The sequence below is a fragment of the Campylobacter sp. RM16704 genome (genome assembly GCF_000816245.1).
Lineage (GTDB): Bacteria > Campylobacterota > Campylobacteria > Campylobacterales > Campylobacteraceae > Campylobacter_D.
The window spans coordinates 383,008-397,931 of record NZ_CP007769.1 but is presented as its reverse complement, the minus strand read 5'-3'; the positions used below and the strand labels follow the sequence as shown (position 1 = coordinate 397,931).

At 27.5% G+C, this 14,924-nt stretch carries 18 protein-coding genes and 1 pseudogene; 13 read left to right on the top strand and 6 right to left on the bottom strand.

The features are described 5' to 3' along the window. Positions 1 to 63: 63 nt before the first annotated feature. Positions 64 to 747: pseudogene (locus tag CAQ16704_RS08605) on the top strand (cache domain-containing protein); the annotation flags it as partial. Between the two features lie 252 nt (positions 748 to 999). Beyond that, positions 1,000 to 2,058, top strand: a complete 1,059-nt coding sequence (locus CAQ16704_RS08600; protein ID WP_442856719.1) for a methyl-accepting chemotaxis protein — start codon at positions 1,000 to 1,002, stop codon at positions 2,056 to 2,058. Positions 2,059 to 2,081: 23 nt separating this feature from the next. On the opposite strand, the gene fldA is transcribed toward CAQ16704_RS08600, so the two are convergent. The 5 genes from fldA to CAQ16704_RS02100 all read right to left on the bottom strand — a co-directional run bounded on the left by fldA (position 2,082) and on the right by CAQ16704_RS02100 (position 5,598). Further along, complete coding sequence (fldA, locus tag CAQ16704_RS02120; RefSeq protein ID WP_039666682.1) at positions 2,082 to 2,573, bottom strand: flavodoxin FldA; 492 nt, start codon at positions 2,571 to 2,573, stop codon at positions 2,082 to 2,084. After that, entirely contained in the window at positions 2,570 to 3,265 is a 696-nt protein-coding gene (locus CAQ16704_RS02115) for a hypothetical protein (protein ID WP_039666681.1), read from the bottom strand. Before CAQ16704_RS02115 ends, fldA begins: the two co-directional genes overlap by 4 nt. A 1-nt stretch (position 3,266) precedes the next feature. Next, entirely contained in the window at positions 3,267 to 3,584 is a 318-nt protein-coding gene (locus CAQ16704_RS02110; protein WP_039666680.1) for a DUF2325 domain-containing protein, read from the bottom strand. A gap of 96 nt (positions 3,585 to 3,680) precedes the next feature. Next, positions 3,681 to 4,808 (bottom strand): tRNA pseudouridine(13) synthase TruD, encoded by a 1,128-nt coding sequence (gene truD, locus CAQ16704_RS02105; protein ID WP_039666679.1) that lies wholly within the window; start codon positions 4,806 to 4,808, stop codon positions 3,681 to 3,683. Then, positions 4,777 to 5,598, bottom strand: coding sequence for a thiamine-phosphate kinase (locus CAQ16704_RS02100; RefSeq protein ID WP_039666678.1), 822 nt, complete (start codon positions 5,596 to 5,598; stop codon positions 4,777 to 4,779). Before CAQ16704_RS02100 ends, truD begins: the two co-directional genes overlap by 32 nt. A 99-nt stretch (positions 5,599 to 5,697) precedes the next feature. Here CAQ16704_RS02100 and CAQ16704_RS02095 point away from each other — a divergent pair, with 99 nt between their 5' ends. The 11 genes from CAQ16704_RS02095 to CAQ16704_RS02045 are packed head-to-tail and all read left to right on the top strand — an operon-like array spanning position 5,698 to position 13,628. Beyond that, a complete protein-coding gene (locus tag CAQ16704_RS02095) occupies positions 5,698 to 6,336 on the top strand; it encodes a DUF5644 domain-containing protein (RefSeq protein WP_052244971.1) in 639 nt (212 codons plus the stop codon). Between the two features lie 9 nt (positions 6,337 to 6,345). Then, positions 6,346 to 7,035 (top strand): HdrB C-terminal domain-containing protein, encoded by a 690-nt coding sequence (locus tag CAQ16704_RS07960; RefSeq protein WP_052244970.1) that lies wholly within the window; start codon positions 6,346 to 6,348, stop codon positions 7,033 to 7,035. After that, positions 7,035 to 7,433 (top strand): hypothetical protein, encoded by a 399-nt coding sequence (locus CAQ16704_RS02085; RefSeq protein ID WP_039667693.1) that lies wholly within the window; start codon positions 7,035 to 7,037, stop codon positions 7,431 to 7,433. Before CAQ16704_RS07960 ends, CAQ16704_RS02085 begins: the two co-directional genes overlap by 1 nt. Further along, a complete protein-coding gene (locus CAQ16704_RS02080; protein ID WP_039666677.1) occupies positions 7,426 to 8,088 on the top strand; it encodes an RsmD family RNA methyltransferase in 663 nt (220 codons plus the stop codon). The genes CAQ16704_RS02085 and CAQ16704_RS02080 overlap by 8 nt, the downstream gene beginning before the upstream one ends. Before the next feature lie 57 nt (positions 8,089 to 8,145). Beyond that, positions 8,146 to 9,192 carry a flagellar basal body P-ring protein FlgI gene (locus CAQ16704_RS02075; RefSeq protein WP_039666676.1) on the top strand — a complete coding sequence of 349 codons (1,047 nt, stop codon included), beginning with the start codon at positions 8,146 to 8,148 and terminating at the stop codon, positions 9,190 to 9,192. Further along, positions 9,192 to 9,557 carry a rod-binding protein gene (locus CAQ16704_RS02070; protein ID WP_039666675.1) on the top strand — a complete coding sequence of 122 codons (366 nt, stop codon included), beginning with the start codon at positions 9,192 to 9,194 and terminating at the stop codon, positions 9,555 to 9,557. Before CAQ16704_RS02075 ends, CAQ16704_RS02070 begins: the two co-directional genes overlap by 1 nt. A 60-nt stretch (positions 9,558 to 9,617) precedes the next feature. Next, positions 9,618 to 9,824: a flagellar biosynthesis anti-sigma factor FlgM gene (locus CAQ16704_RS02065; RefSeq protein ID WP_039666674.1), complete on the top strand. Its 207-nt coding sequence runs from the start codon at positions 9,618 to 9,620 to the stop codon at positions 9,822 to 9,824. A gap of 43 nt (positions 9,825 to 9,867) precedes the next feature. Continuing rightward, positions 9,868 to 10,302, top strand: coding sequence for a flagellar export chaperone FlgN (flgN, locus tag CAQ16704_RS02060; protein WP_039666673.1), 435 nt, complete (start codon positions 9,868 to 9,870; stop codon positions 10,300 to 10,302). Positions 10,303 to 10,312: 10 nt separating this feature from the next. After that, the gene (flgK, locus tag CAQ16704_RS02055; protein ID WP_039666672.1) at positions 10,313 to 12,142 is read left to right on the top strand and encodes a flagellar hook-associated protein FlgK; all 1,830 of its coding nucleotides are present in this window, start codon (positions 10,313 to 10,315) and stop codon (positions 12,140 to 12,142) included. Continuing rightward, a complete protein-coding gene (locus CAQ16704_RS02050) occupies positions 12,142 to 12,891 on the top strand; it encodes a TIGR02757 family protein (RefSeq protein ID WP_039666671.1) in 750 nt (249 codons plus the stop codon). The genes flgK and CAQ16704_RS02050 overlap by 1 nt, the downstream gene beginning before the upstream one ends. After that, complete coding sequence (locus tag CAQ16704_RS02045) at positions 12,876 to 13,628, top strand: TSUP family transporter (RefSeq protein ID WP_039666670.1); 753 nt, start codon at positions 12,876 to 12,878, stop codon at positions 13,626 to 13,628. The genes CAQ16704_RS02050 and CAQ16704_RS02045 overlap by 16 nt, the downstream gene beginning before the upstream one ends. Here CAQ16704_RS02045 and CAQ16704_RS07955 read toward each other — a convergent pair. Beyond that, positions 13,606 to 14,829 (bottom strand): acyltransferase, encoded by a 1,224-nt coding sequence (locus CAQ16704_RS07955; RefSeq protein WP_052244969.1) that lies wholly within the window; start codon positions 14,827 to 14,829, stop codon positions 13,606 to 13,608. The genes CAQ16704_RS02045 and CAQ16704_RS07955 overlap by 23 nt on opposite strands. Positions 14,830 to 14,924: the final 95 nt, after the last annotated feature.

Here is a 14,924-nt window from a genome sequence, read left to right as displayed (position 1 = left end):
TTTAATAATTACACAATATAATACTAACACAAGCAAAAAAGTAAAAAAAGAGGAGGGTATAGTATGACTTTTTCGATCAAAAAATATTTATTAGGAAACTTTTCCAATAAAATAGCTCTTATTGTCTGTATATTTATTGTTATATTGCTATGTACCTTAGGTATTTTTAATTATATTAAATCCAAATCTAATACTCATACACTTCTTGTTCAATTTCAGCAAAAAGTCGCTTTTGACATTAGTAAAAGATTTGATCTATATGCAAGTGATAGACGTAATGTAATTAACTCTTTAACAAAATATATTAAAGATAATAAAGAAAAATTAAGTGCAGAAAGTTATACAAGTTTGTTAAAATCATTTGGTGATTCTTTAGGATTTGATTTAACTTATGTAGGCTTTGACGATGGCTCTATGTTTAGATCAAATGGTAATAATCAAACACCAGAAAGTGGATATGATCCAAGAACGAGAGGTTGGTATAAGGAAGCTAAAGAAAAAAAAGAATTAGTTGTCACAGAACCTTATATTTCATCTAGCATGAAAAAACCTACTATTTCTTATGCTAATCCTATCATAGAAAATGGAAAGGTAATTGGAGTAGTTGCAGCTGATTATGATTTAAAGAAATTTTCAGAAGAAGTTTTAGCTATAGGTAAAACACCTTATAGCCATGCTGCAGTTTTAGCTAGCGATGGAACTTATTTGTTTCATACAGATCTTGAAAAAATACTAACATCTACACCAATAAGTAAAGAAATTATCAAAAATTATCTAGCTACCCCAGAAGGACAAAACAAAAGTCTTTCTAAAAACATATTTAAAATTCAAACAGAAAATGATATCAGAGCTGTTATTTGTAGTGGTAGTATAAATCAAAAATATACTATTTGTAGTATAGCTGATTATGACTTTTATAACGATGCAGCAAAGCAAACTTTAACAGAGCAAGCATTTATATCTCTTATTGCAATTTTTATCACTTTGATATTTGTTAAAATGATTATTTCATATAACTTAAAACCAATAACAATCATTTCATCTGGTTTGCACAATTTCTTTAATTACTTAAACCACAAAGATATTCATTCTCACCCTATTAAATTAAAAACCCAAGATGAATTTGGTAAAATGGCAGATGAAATTAATGAGAATATTGAGATAATTAAAGAAGCACTAAGTAAAGATGCTAAAGCTATAGAAGAATCTGTAAATGTCGCAAAAAAAATAGAAACGGGTGAACTTAATTTACACATTGCTTCTCATGCAAATAATCCACAAATTCAAGAACTTATAGAAGTTTTAAACAAAATGCTTACCACTTTACAAGTAAAAATAGGTCGTGATTTAAATGAAATTCAAGCTGTATTTGATAGCTATAAGCACCTTAATTTTACTGCATCAATCAATTCACCAAAAGGTGATATAGAAAAAGCAATCAATAGTCTTGGTGCTGAAATTAAAAATATGCTTTTATTATCTTTAAACCAAGGAGAACTACTTAGTCAAAAAGCTGAAGACTTAAAGCAAAGTATGCAAGAACTTGCCAACGATACAACATATCAAACATCATCTTTGCAAGAAAGTGCTAAAGCTTTAGAACAGATGAATTCAGCTATGAATGAAATTTCAATTAAAGCACAAGATGTAGTTAAACAAAGTAATGATATAAAAAGCGTTACTACTGTTATTTCAGATATAGCTGATCAAATTAATCTACTTGCATTAAATGCGGCTATTGAAGCAGCACGTGCAGGTGAGCATGGACGTGGTTTTGCTGTTGTTGCTGAAGAAGTTAGAAATCTAGCAGAACGTACTCAAAAGTCTTTAGGTGAAATTGAAGCTAATACTAATATTTTGGCTCAATCTATTAATGAAATGGGTGAAGCCATTAAAGAAGAGGCTAATGATATTAGTCAAATCAATGAATCTGTAGCAACTATAGAAAAGCTCACTCAACAAAATTCAAATACAGCAATTCAAACAAATAAAATAGCAAATGAAGTGGATTCTTTAGCACAAGATATACTAAGTGAAACAAAAAAGAGAAAATTTTAAAGATGCCTTTTAAGGCATCTATTTTAAGAAAAATATGGTTTTATTTGTTCTAGCCAAGCATCAATTCTACTTTCAGTCAGATTCTCGTAATTATCATTATCTAACGCAAGTCCTACAAATTTATCATCTTCAACTGCATCACTTGCTTCAAAAGTATATCCACCAGTAGAAACAGCTCCTACTAAATTTGCCCCTGCTGATTTTAAAGCTTGAGCAAGTTTTCCCATGGCACTACAATATGTATCTGAGTAACTTTCGCTATCGCCCATACCAAAAACTGCTACAGTTTTACCATTGAGATTTAATGATGAAAAATCAAATCCATCCCAATCATCTTGAAAATCACCACTTCCCCAAGTAGAAGTCCCGCAAATCAATCTATCATAAGAATTAATTTTTTCTGCATCAATATCTGCAATATTTAATACATCTGAAATTCCTAATTTTTGTGCAATCATATTTGCCGCACTTTCAGTATTACCCATAGAACTACCAAAAATTATAGCTGTTGTCATTTACATCTCCTTAAAATTTGATTATTGATAGTATAAGGAACTAATTTTAACAAAGTTTTGTTATTTTCACATAGGAAATGTCTTATTTTTTTATATCTATTAAAATTTTTATTTCTTGGATACACAATGTAAAATATTTCAAAAGAATTTTCCTTAATAATATTTAAAGCTGTTTGTATATCCTTTTTATTGTTTTCGAAAAAATACGGCATAACCGCTATTTTTTCATTAATAATAATGATATTTTTTTGAATATCTACTTTAGCTTTAGTATTACTCTTACAAATTTTATCATATACAAAAGCCTCAAATGCTACTTGTGGATCTATAATAAATTTTGAGGACAAAAATATATTTTGGATTAATTTAGCTAAAGCATATTTTGGAATTTTTTCCTCAAATTTTATTTCACATAATCTTCTTTCTGTATATGCTTTAATTATTTTATGTGAATAAGAACAAAATTGTTTTGTTTTTGTTGGCTTTAATGGATTATTTTTAAGCACATCTTGAATTCTAAGTTCAAATATGTTTTTTATACTGTTTGCCATAATAGCATATTTATAAGGTATTTTTAATTCATTTTCAACCAAGGCATTATATAAATTCAAAAAAATATAATTAATATTTGCTTGTTCTAGATCTTTAAAGATTGTAGGAACAATATCTTCTTTTGTGCTAAAACCAAACACACTAAGCCTTTTTAGTGCACTCATATGTTTGATCTAAACCAAAAACCTTGCAATATTCACAATAAACGCAACTTACGCTACGCTTAGCACACACTAAAGGTATATTACGCTTTTTAGCCTCTGTTTTGATTTTTTTCATAGTGTTATGATTTAAAAAACTAGTAAGCATAACTATACATTCTGTATTTTGTGGAATAGGTTTTCTATTTACCCTATTTTCATTTCTAGCATCCCAATGCTCAATACTTTTTGCACCCAAATTTGTTAAAACTGCTTTTATTGGGGTTATTTCATCCGCTCCGATAACTAAAACTGACATTAAATTTTCCTTTTATAAAAATGATAATTGTTATTATATTTTATAAAAGATAAATTTTTTCTGATATTAAATATCAATTTTATAGATTAAAATGGATTATAAATTTTGCTCAAGAATGTCTTTGTGTAAAATTTCCTCTAATACAACTGTCGCATACGAACCTTTTTGCAAGAAAAATTCCAAAGTAAAATGGGCTTTTTCTTCATCATAATGACTTTTGCAATCTTGCAAATAAGACCACATAAAACGTCTTGAACCTTGCATTTTATCTTTAAATTCATATGCAATAGAAAAAATCTCATCTTCCATTTTTTTAGCTAAACCTTCATTTACTTCAAAAGCTTTAGAACCTATCAAAAGACCCATAGCACTAATATCTTTTTGATTAAATCTTTCCACTTCACTTGGTAAATCTTCACATATAAAACATTTTCCAAAAGGATAATGCCCTAAGACTTCACCTTTTAAAAGCTTAAAAAATTGCTTTTGGTTTTTTAAGCTTTTAATCTCATCTTTTTCTAAACCATAAATTTGCTTTAATTCTTTCTCATTAAAATCATTAATAAAATGAGACAACTCGACTCTTTTGCTTAAATATCTATTAAAAAGCTCACTTTGAAATGCAGAAATTAAAAATTCTTGCATTTTTTTGTTTTTGATTTTTTTACCTTTTAAAATTTCTAATCCTTGTAAAAAATTATCTTGAAATTTGCCAAAACGTTGATATCCAAAATAATTAGCATATCCTTGCTCTTTAATATTTTTAAAAGCTTGTTCTATTTTTAAAGCATCTACCTTAGAAACTTTTTTTAATCTTATAAAAAACAAATTTCCTTTTAAATGTCCTATTCTAAGTTTATTATTATGATAAAAAGTTTCTATAATTTTCATCTTATCATGTTTGAAAATTTTTAAACTTTCTTCAAATTTTTTAGGCATGGAAATATACTGAAATGTTAAACCTTGCTTATCTTTTAAACCACTATAGCCAAAATCTCTCATTTTAATACCACTATGCTCACTTAAAATTCTCAAAGCTTCACTAGTACTAAGATCTTTTTTTTGTATATGTAAAATAAGATGCTCACCCTTGCCACTAAATTCGTACAAAGGTTTTTCTCTAACCACAAAATCATTACTATTTTTAGAAAAATATACATTTATTGGGCTATGCTTTAAAGTATATAAGGGTTTAAAAATGATGTTCTCTTCCATAAAATTTATACCTTCCTGTTATTGTTTTTGCAAAAATATTTAGTTTAACTCTGTGCTTTTTGGCTATGTTTTGTATATATGCTTTATGTTTTTTATCAAAAGCAAATAAAATTTCATACTCTTCCCCACTATTTAGGCTAAATTTATCTAATTTTTTAAGAAATTTCACATTCAAATGATTTAAAGATAATATCCTTGATAAATCTTTGTTTAAGCCATCTGATATATCCATACTCACTCTAACTTTTTTTGCTATATCATAAAAAAAATTTTGTCTTAAACTAGGCTTTATAAAACGATGGTTAGAGTGCAATTTTCCACCCCGTAGTAAAATATTTAAACCCTTTAAGCTACCACCTAATTTTCCGCTAAAAGCAAATAAATCTCCCTTTTTTAAACCTTTTCTAAAAATAGCTTTATGATTAATCTTAGAAATAATAGTTATACTAATATTTATTTTTTTATCTGCAATCGTATCTCCACCTATAATTTGGATGCCAAATTTTTTTGCAGTATTTAATAATCCTTTTTGTAAATTTTCAATTTCTTTTATACTCAAATATTTTGGTAAAGAAAGTCCTAAAAGTGCATATTTTGGAATAGCATTCATAGCTATAGCATCAGAAATATTCACAAGCATAGCCTTTGCTCCAATTTGCTCCAAACTCATCCATGAAGATTTAAAATGTACATCTTCGCAAAATAAATCCTTAGAATAACAATATCCATTAATAACAGCACCATCATCACCAATAATAGAATTAGCAAAAGCATTTATAATAATTTTTTCTTTATCCATTGTGAATATTTTATACAAAAAGCTTTTAATTTTATATAAGAATTAAATTTTTATAAGTTTAAAATGTATATAATCAAAATAATACCTAAGGATATAAAGATGAAAATAACTTTAAAAATTTTTCGTTTTGATAAAAATAGTGATTATTTAGCTTATTATAAACCTTATGTTTATGAAAGCAATGATTTTAAACGCATTTATGATATTTTAGCTCAAATAAAAAAAGATGATATATATTTTGATTTTGAAGAAAACCCGGAAGCTTGTATTAAAATCAACCAATTAGCCATTCGGCAAAGAAGAATTTTGAATAATATTGTAGAGCAGTTTGGAAATGAACTTACTATAGAACCACTTGATACTAAAAGAGCTACAAAAGATCTTATTATGGATAAAAGTGATTTTTTAGATAAATTAGATTTTTTTAAGGGACTTATTGATATTCACGATATAGAACTTTATAAGCAGTATGATTTTTTATACTATATGAGTGAAGTTAGAGAATTCTTGCCTGAATATCTTGGCGATAGCTTTTTTATATTTGCTTATAAAATGTTATTAAAATATCCAGAAAAAACTCCACAATTTTTAAAATTAATCGCCGATGAAGATAAAGGGATTTATTATCATACTAAATTTAAAAATTTCATTACTTCTAATGCACTTGATTATGAATCCTACATTAAAGAATTAAAAGTTATGCTTGTAAAATCAGGTTTAGCTAGAAGAATTTTCTAAGGATTTAAAATGTATAAACTTTATACCAATAGCAATAATGATTTATTTTGTTATTTTGATATTATTAAACATGCTTTAGAAAAAATTCATATCCAAACCACAATATGCGAAAAACCTTTAGGAAAAAATTATTTTATTATAGATTACAATCCTAACGATATCTTAGAAGAATATTCAAGAATGATGGATGAAGATAATATTTTAGTATGTGAATATAGTATTTATGAAATTATGAGTAAAATCAAAAAAATCCAATATGCACCAGAAATTTTTTTAAAGTATTTAAAAATAGAAAATATTAAATATTTTTTTAAAGATTTTAATATAGGAATTTATCAAGGTTTTTCTGATGCAAAGCATTCTTTGCAATTAACAAATATTCTTCAGGCAAAAATTATAGATTTTGAAAGAAAACATAAAAGTTGTGGATATAACTTTTTAAATTTAAATACAGAACTAGCTTATAAATGTGCAGCTGCAATTATTTTAGATGCTTATGATAGTGGATGTGATTTTTTAGTTGTAGAAGATTTTTATTCTTTTTATATGTTTGATAAGTGTGCTAAAGGATTACAGGCTGTTTCAAATAGAAATTTTGAAGATTTTTATATACTAACTTTTGCAGAACTTGCAAATTTAGCACTAGGTATTGTACCATACACTTTAAAAAAACATAAATTAAAAGTGAGCTTAACATGATGAAAATTGCACTTGAATGTAAAGATTTAATTTTAGAAAAAACCTTAGAAACAATCTTAAAAGATTTTTTGGTTTTAAAAAAGGATTGTGATTTTATAATTAGTGATGAAAAAATTAACACACAAAAACCACAATTTATCATTAATAAAAAATCAAATTTCTTAACATTACCTTTCAGTACAGAAGAATTGCTGAATGAATTAAATGATTTTAACGCTAGTTTACAAAATATTTCTTACAAAATTGCTATGCGAGAAAAAAAAATTATGAATCAAAAATGTGAAGCCATTTTAGAGCAACTACGCCAAGAAAGCCATAAAAAAATTGATGCAATGTTTGATTTTTATAAGCTAGAACTTAAAAATCTTATCAAAGAAGAAGAAAATAATAATGCATAAAACACAAGAATATCAAAGTGTTAAAGAATTTTTGAAAAATTATAAAGAAAAAGAAAGCAAAAAAGCAAACTCAAAAAAGCAAACTCAAAAAATCTACACCACTATAGAAAGTGGAATCTACAAAGGGAAAAAAATTTTACTTCCTAGTTTAGAAACTACAAGAAGTACAAAAAGTATAGTAAAATCGTGTGTTTTTAATGTTTTACGTTTTTCTTTGCAAGATAAAATTTTTATAGAAGCCTTTGGTGGAAGTGCTTTGATGGCATTAGAAGCAAGAAGCAATGGCTGCTTAAAAAGTTATGCTATAGAAAAAGATAAAAAAGCTTATGAAATAGCTTCTAAAAATGCTTCTGATATTGATCAAAATACTATTTGCCTAAATGATGATACCTTTAAAAAAACACCTCAAATCATTCAAGATTCCAAGGAAAATATTATTTTATATCTTGATCCTCCTTTTGATATTAGAGAAGGTTTTTTTGATATATACGAAAAAACTTTGAAAATGATAGAAAATATAAAAAGTTCTAGTGTGAAAATCATTATTATAGAACATCATAGTTCTTTTAAAACCCCAGCTAGATTACAAAAGTATGAAAAAACTAAAGAAAGAAAATTTGGCTCCACCACTCTAAGCTTTTACTCCTTTGTATAAATTTGGAACTTTTTTTGCTTTAATTTATGAAAATAGCATGGATTAAAGGAAGAATCGATGAAAATATTATTAATCTGCTTAACATTAAGCTTAAGCATTTTTGCAGCTACCATCAAAGAACTTACCAATGTAGTAGGTGTTAGAGATAATCAACTCATAGGATATGGTTTGGTTGTTGGTTTAAATGGAAGTGGAGATGGTACGAGTAGTGAATTTACTTTACAATCTATCTCAAATATGCTTCAAGGTATGAATGTAAAAATTAGCCCAGGCGATATAAAATCAAAAAATACAGCAGCAGTAATGGTTACAGCAAAACTTCCTGCTTTTGCAAGAAGTGGAGATAAACTTGATGTAAGCGTAGCTTCTTTGGGTGATGCAAAGTCTTTACAAGGTGGAACCTTACTTATGACAGCTTTAAAAGGTGTTGATGGAGAAATTTATGCAGTAGCTCAAGGTTCTTTAGCTATAGGAGGACTTAGCCCAAGACCAGGTGCAGCAGGGACACATTCGACTTCTGCAAACGTAATCAATGGTGCAGTAGTTGAAAGAGAAATTCCTCAAAATTTCAGTCAAAATCAAGATTTAACCTTAAGTTTAAAAGATGCCGATTTTAAAATTGCAAATAATATAGAAAGAGTTTTAAATAGTATTTTTGATGCAGATATAGCAAAAGCTTTAGATTCTAGAACCATCAAATTAACAAAGCCAGAAGAATTTTCTCATGTTGAATTTATGGCTAGAGTATTAGAGCAAGACATTGCTTATACTCCTGAAAGCAAAGTTATAATTGATGAGAGAACTGGCACTATAGTAGCTGGAGTAAATATAGAAGTAGAACCTATATTAATCACCCATAAAGATATAACTATAAAAATTGATCCAAATAACAATGCAGCATTAGCACAAAACGAAATTGATATGAAAGATGGGGGAATTTTAGATCCTATTTCAAATACTTTAAAAATCACAAATACTAAAACAACAGTAGCAAATATAGCTAGAATGTTAAATAAACTTGGAGCTACTCCAAATGATATTATTGCAATTATGCAAAATTTAAAAAGAGCTGGTGCAATTAGTGCTGAATTAGAGGTGATATAATGAGAGTGGATAATTATTTAGCAAGTAAAAATTATAGTAGCAAACTTTATGAAAGTATTACCAAGCACAACAATAGCTATAAAGCAGCAAAAAACTATGCAGATAGTGCTTTTAAAAACGACTTAACTCATATACAGGCATTAAGTAATGAAGATAAAGCATTAAAAGAACAAACTGATGCTTTTGAGGCTTTTTTAATCAAAAGTGTTTTAGATATTTCTTTAAAACAAGAAAATTCTTTGTTTGGAAAAGATGCAAGTGATGAAATTTATTCATCTATGTATAATGATACTATGAGTAAGGCATTAAGTGGAGGGTTAGGTTTTTCAAAATTATTATTTGATTATTTAAAAGAAAGGGGTTAAGTTATTTTTTTAAGTGCCGATATAGTTTTTAGAGTTTTTCAATAGAACTGGAGGCTTAAAATGATAAACCCTATACATCAAAGTTATGTAGCTCAAGTTGCTACTAATGATTTAAACAAAACAGAAAATAAAGAAAACAATAAGGCAAAAGAAACTCAAGAAATAGAGGAAAATAAGGTATCTTTAATTGCTTCTCAGATTAAAAATGGTGAGTATAAAATAGATTTACAAGCCACTTCAAAAGCAATAGCAGATTCTTTATTATAATATTTATCTTTTTTTGGGTTAATTGCCCAAGAAAGGATAAAAAATGGTTAAACAATATCTAGATGAAACAAATTCCATATTAGAAAAACTCATCAATCTTACTATAGAAGATATAGCACAAATTCAAGTTGCTAATCATCAATATGTAAATAAAAGTATAGAAGATAAAACTAAATTAGTAAGTGATTTTCAAATTGCTAAAAAAAATCTTGACAAAGCTTTAATAGATCTTAGTAATCAAGGAAATAACAAAGGCTTAGATGAGCTTTTAGATGATGAAGATAAAGAAAAATTAGCACTTCTAAAGCAAAATTTAAACACTCTACACCAAAAAAATAAAGAATATGCTAAATTAGTTCTTGTAATTAAAGATTTTTATGACAATCTTTTAAATACCATGTTTGAACAAAATGGAACAAATAATGCTTATGGAGATAAAAAAACAATTCCAGATTCATTATTTAAAATTAATGTTTAAAGGCTAAATCATGGGAATTTTTGATAGTTTATATACAGGAGTTGGTGGCATAAAAGCTGCTGAAATTCAAATCAACACAACTGGTAACAATATTTCCAATGCAAACGCGGTATTTTATACGAGACAAAGAGCTGTACAAGGCACTGGAATGTCTATTGATAGAGGTGGTTTACATTTAGGAACTGGCACTCAAATTAACACCATTAAAAGATTACATGATGAGCATTCTTATTATAAATTAAAAAACGCTACAACACAACAACAATATACAGACTATTTGGGGAAAATTTTACAAGAAGCAAGTCAAAGATTTCCTGATATGCAAGGAACAGGTATTTTACAAGATTACAAAAATTATTACGATGCATGGAATAATTTTGCTTCAAATCCAAGTGATGGTGCAAGCAAAATAGATCTTGTAGAAAGTGCTAACACTCTCACACAAAATATACAAAAAACACTACAAGCTCTTGATCAAATGCAACAAACGGTAAATGAACAAATTAGACAAAGCGTAGATGAAATTAACAACATTGGTCAAGAAATTGCAAATATCAATAAACAGCTTGAAAACGAAGAAGTTTTACCAACCGATAATGCAAATCAATTAAGAGATAGAAGGGATGAGCTTGAACTTAGACTCTCAAAGCTAGTAGATGCAGTAGCTTGGAAAGGTAAAAGTACACAAGATAGCACCTTAGAATCAACTATGACAGATTCTGGAAGATATTATGATTTAAGTATTCAAGGATTTAGTATAGTAAATGGATCAAGTTTTCATCCTTTAAAACTTGACAACAAAAATCCTCAAGGATTTTACCAAATTTCTTATGAAGTTAATGATGAAAATCGCTATGACTTAACAGGTAAAATCACAGGCGGACAACTTGGAGCACAACTTGATCTTAGAGGTAGAAATTATGATGGTAACCACAGTACTTATAGTGATGGCATTTTGCAAGAATACAAGGATATGCTAAATACTTTTACTAAGACTTTGATTACCCAAACTAACAATGTTTATGCACAAGCAGCAACTAGTAGGGTTAACTCTGATGATTTAAAAGGCTTAAAACCAAACACCTCTTTAATGAGTTATGACAAAAACATCCAAGCAGGAAATTTTGATCTTACTGTTTACAATGATAAAGGCGAACCTGTAGCCACAAGAACAATAAAAATAGATGTAAATACCACCATACAAGATATAGTTAACCAAATTAACGCTGATATTGATGATAATAAAAATAGTCAAGGTGGTGATGATTTAAACGATTTTTTCAAAGCTTTTTATCATTATGATGTGCAAAGCGATAGTGGAAATTTTCAAATCAATGGTTTAAAAGAGGGTTATAAAATAGCTTTTAAAGATAAAGGCACTAATTTTCCTGGAGCATTAAATGTATCTTCATTCTTCAATGGACAAGATGCAAGCAGTATAAATGTAAATTCAAGCATAAGAAATGATCCTAATACCTTAAAAGCAAGCTCAAATGGAATCAACGGAAATAACGATGTTGCTAATGCTATGTTACAACTTCAAACTACTAAAGTAAATTTTTATAATAAAAACGGCACGGTAGATACTTTAACTTTAGATGGATATTATAGAAAATTTACAGGAAAAATTGCTTCAAATGCAGAAAGTAACGGTTTTTCTCATGCAACAAACACAACTGTTTATAATACAGTTTATGCAGAATACCAATCAAAAAGCGGGGTAAATACCAATGAAGAATTAGCTTCGCTTATACAATATCAAGCAAGTTATGGTGCTGCAGCTAAAATAGTAACCACAGTTGATCAAATGCTAGATACTTTACTTGGCCTAAAATCCTAATGCAATTAAAAGCTCTTTTGGAAAAAGCTATTTTAGATAAAAATACCCAAAAAGAGCTTTTTTCTCATCCTGATCCATTGCAAATTGCAAGCATATATAAAGATGAAACTATAGCTTTGCTTTGTGCTTTATTTGCTTATGGAAATGCTAAAAATATTGTCAATTTTTTAAAAAAGCTTGATTTTACTTTATTAGAAAAAAGTGATGAATATATTATAAAAGAATGTAAAAATTTAAAATATCGTTTTCAAAATTCACAAGATATAGCTCAAATTTTTATTACTCTAAAGCGTTTAAAAAATCAAAATAGCATTGAAAATATTTTCACTACAGCCTATAAAAAAGAACAAAATATCACACACGCTATAAAATATTTTATAGAACAAATCTATAGAATCAATTCATATAGAAGTTATGGTTATGAGTTTTTCTTTTCTAAAAATTTTACATTCCCCAAAGGACCTTTAAAAAGATATAATATGTATTTAAGATGGATGGTTAGAAAAGATGAACTTGATCTTGGATTATTTAAAAACATAGATAAAAAAGATTTGCTTATACCTTTAGATACACATACTCATAAAGTTTCATTAAAGATTAAGCTTTTAGAGCGTAAGATTTATGATTTTAAAAGTGTATTAGAACTTACGCAAAATCTTAAAAAATTTGATCCACACGATCCTATAAAATATGATTTTGCTTTATATAGAATCGGACAAAACAAGGAAAGCTTATGGAGCTTGAATTAACTTATTATGTGATTTTATTTTTTGTTGCAGCTTTTGCAGGATGTGTTGATGCTATAGTAGGTGGAGGTGGGCTTATTACTATACCTGCTTTATTTGCCTGCGGGATTCCTCCTCATTTAGCACTAGCTACAAATAAACTTCAAAGTACTTTTGGTTCATTAACAGCTGTTTTAGCCTATAGAAAATCTATGCATATAGAAAAAATTGCTTTGGGAATTTTATTTACCGCCATTGGTGCAGCTATTGGAACTTATGCTGTTTTACTCATAGATCAAAATGCTGTTAAAATCATTGTATTAATTTGTCTTGTTTTAATCTTTTTATATACTATTTTTAAACCTGATTTGGGTCATATCCATAATAAAGCTAAAATGAGTGCTACAAGTTTTCAAATCACTTTTGGTTTGTTGCTTGGCTTTTATGATGGCTTTTTAGGACCAGGAACTGGGTCATTTTGGATCTTTGCTTGTGTAATATTTCTTGGTTTTAGCATGAAAAATGCAAGCATTAATACCAAAATCTTAAATTTTACCAGTAACATAGTAGCCTTGGGGGTTTTTTTATATTCTTATGAAGTATTATGGAAGGTTGGTTTTTTAATGGGTATAGGTCAAATTTTAGGTGCTTTCATAGGCTCTAAATTTGTTTTAAAAACTCAAGGAACTTTCATTAAAAAACTTTTTTTAACTATGGTTGCATTAACTATAGCTAAAGTTACTTATGATTATCTTGCTTAAATTTCTTTATAATTTTTATTGTTTCAATAAAAAATTTTAAATATCCGCCTTTATATCGAATTTTATGAGCTCTAATCAAAGCATTTCCAAGCTGATATGAAAGGCTATTTTTTATATTTATTGCTTCTTCATAGTCACAAAAATCTTGCAAATTTACTTTATTTTGGATTGTATTTTTATGTTCTTTTGCAATTTTCAAAAGCACAAAGGGTATTTTTATATAGTTTCTAAAATTTTTTGAGTTTTTAATTATGGCAAATCCTAATTTATAGGATAAATGATTTTTTACTATACATACAGCACCTTTATACTTGAGTGCTAATTCATCCTGTCTTTTAGAATTTTGAAATTTTAATCTTGAAAAAGAAATTTTATTTTTATCTTTATAAAGTTTGCATTTACTTTGATTACTATTCTCAAATAAAGAAAAACGATTTTTATGAGTATTATTATAAATATAATCGTATATAAATTCTAATTTATCATGTGCATTTTCTAATTTTTCAAGTTCTTTTTCTAATAAAACAGGATTTAAAAATTTTTGTTCTTCAAAGTCAAATTTAAATTCTTTAGTATTCATTGTAGAATATTGTGCAATTTCATTTTTGCACCAATTGCCAACAACTGGATCTTCTCTACTCCAAAAACAATTATCCTTAATTATTCTACTAGGATTTCCAGCATAAATACTATTAGAAAACTTATATCCGGCATTAACGCTTTTTGCACCTAAAATACTCCCACTTGCTACGAAACTACCTTTTAACACAGCAACTTCTTGGGCACACCAAACATGATCACCTATATAAATACTTTTAGCAAAGTTAATTCTTTTATAAGAATTTGAATGAAAAATTAAATGATAATCAGAAGTTTGCATCCAAATAGACCAAGAAAGCATATTATCATTACCTAATATAATGCTCCTTCCCTCATAAACACGAAAATGAGTCCAACCTGAAGTACAATTTTCACCTGCGTAAAAAACTCCACCTGTTCTTATTTCAATTTTTCCATTCAACCGACAATTATTACAAATAAAAACTAAAGAATTATCTCCATGAAAAATAATATTAATATTTAAACTAGATCCTGCGAAAAAAACAATATTTTTTCTACCACAAAATTCAATATTCAAATTCTTTTGAGCAGATAAATCTCCATAGATAATATTATCTTTTTCGTCAATTGATTTTAACACACCAAAACCTTAAAAAATAAATTAAGTCCTAAATTTACCCTTTTTATAATTAAAAAGTTCTAAATTTACCTTGTTTTCTTTTAAAGCCATTATTG

Excerpts from the sequence above, each read along its gene's own strand:
- CAQ16704_RS08600 (WP_442856719.1), top strand. The coding sequence starts at position 1,000 with ATGATTATTTCATATAACTTAAAACCAATAACAATCATTTCATCTGGT.
- fldA (WP_039666682.1), bottom strand. The coding sequence starts at position 2,573 with ATGACAACAGCTATAATTTTTGGTAGTTCTATGGGTAATACTGAAAGT.
- CAQ16704_RS02110 (WP_039666680.1), bottom strand. The coding sequence starts at position 3,584 with ATGTCAGTTTTAGTTATCGGAGCGGATGAAATAACCCCAATAAAAGCA.
- CAQ16704_RS02100 (WP_039666678.1), bottom strand. The coding sequence starts at position 5,598 with ATGGATAAAGAAAAAATTATTATAAATGCTTTTGCTAATTCTATTATT.
- CAQ16704_RS02095 (WP_052244971.1), top strand. The coding sequence starts at position 5,698 with ATGAAAATAACTTTAAAAATTTTTCGTTTTGATAAAAATAGTGATTAT.
- CAQ16704_RS07960 (WP_052244970.1), top strand. The coding sequence starts at position 6,346 with ATGTATAAACTTTATACCAATAGCAATAATGATTTATTTTGTTATTTT.
- CAQ16704_RS02085 (WP_039667693.1), top strand. The coding sequence starts at position 7,035 with ATGAAAATTGCACTTGAATGTAAAGATTTAATTTTAGAAAAAACCTTA.
- CAQ16704_RS02080 (WP_039666677.1), top strand. The coding sequence starts at position 7,426 with ATGCATAAAACACAAGAATATCAAAGTGTTAAAGAATTTTTGAAAAAT.
- CAQ16704_RS02075 (WP_039666676.1), top strand. The coding sequence starts at position 8,146 with ATGAAAATATTATTAATCTGCTTAACATTAAGCTTAAGCATTTTTGCA.
- CAQ16704_RS02070 (WP_039666675.1), top strand. The coding sequence starts at position 9,192 with ATGAGAGTGGATAATTATTTAGCAAGTAAAAATTATAGTAGCAAACTT.
- CAQ16704_RS02065 (WP_039666674.1), top strand. The coding sequence starts at position 9,618 with ATGATAAACCCTATACATCAAAGTTATGTAGCTCAAGTTGCTACTAAT.
- flgN (WP_039666673.1), top strand. The coding sequence starts at position 9,868 with ATGGTTAAACAATATCTAGATGAAACAAATTCCATATTAGAAAAACTC.
- flgK (WP_039666672.1), top strand. The coding sequence starts at position 10,313 with ATGGGAATTTTTGATAGTTTATATACAGGAGTTGGTGGCATAAAAGCT.
- CAQ16704_RS02050 (WP_039666671.1), top strand. The coding sequence starts at position 12,142 with ATGCAATTAAAAGCTCTTTTGGAAAAAGCTATTTTAGATAAAAATACC.
- CAQ16704_RS02045 (WP_039666670.1), top strand. The coding sequence starts at position 12,876 with ATGGAGCTTGAATTAACTTATTATGTGATTTTATTTTTTGTTGCAGCT.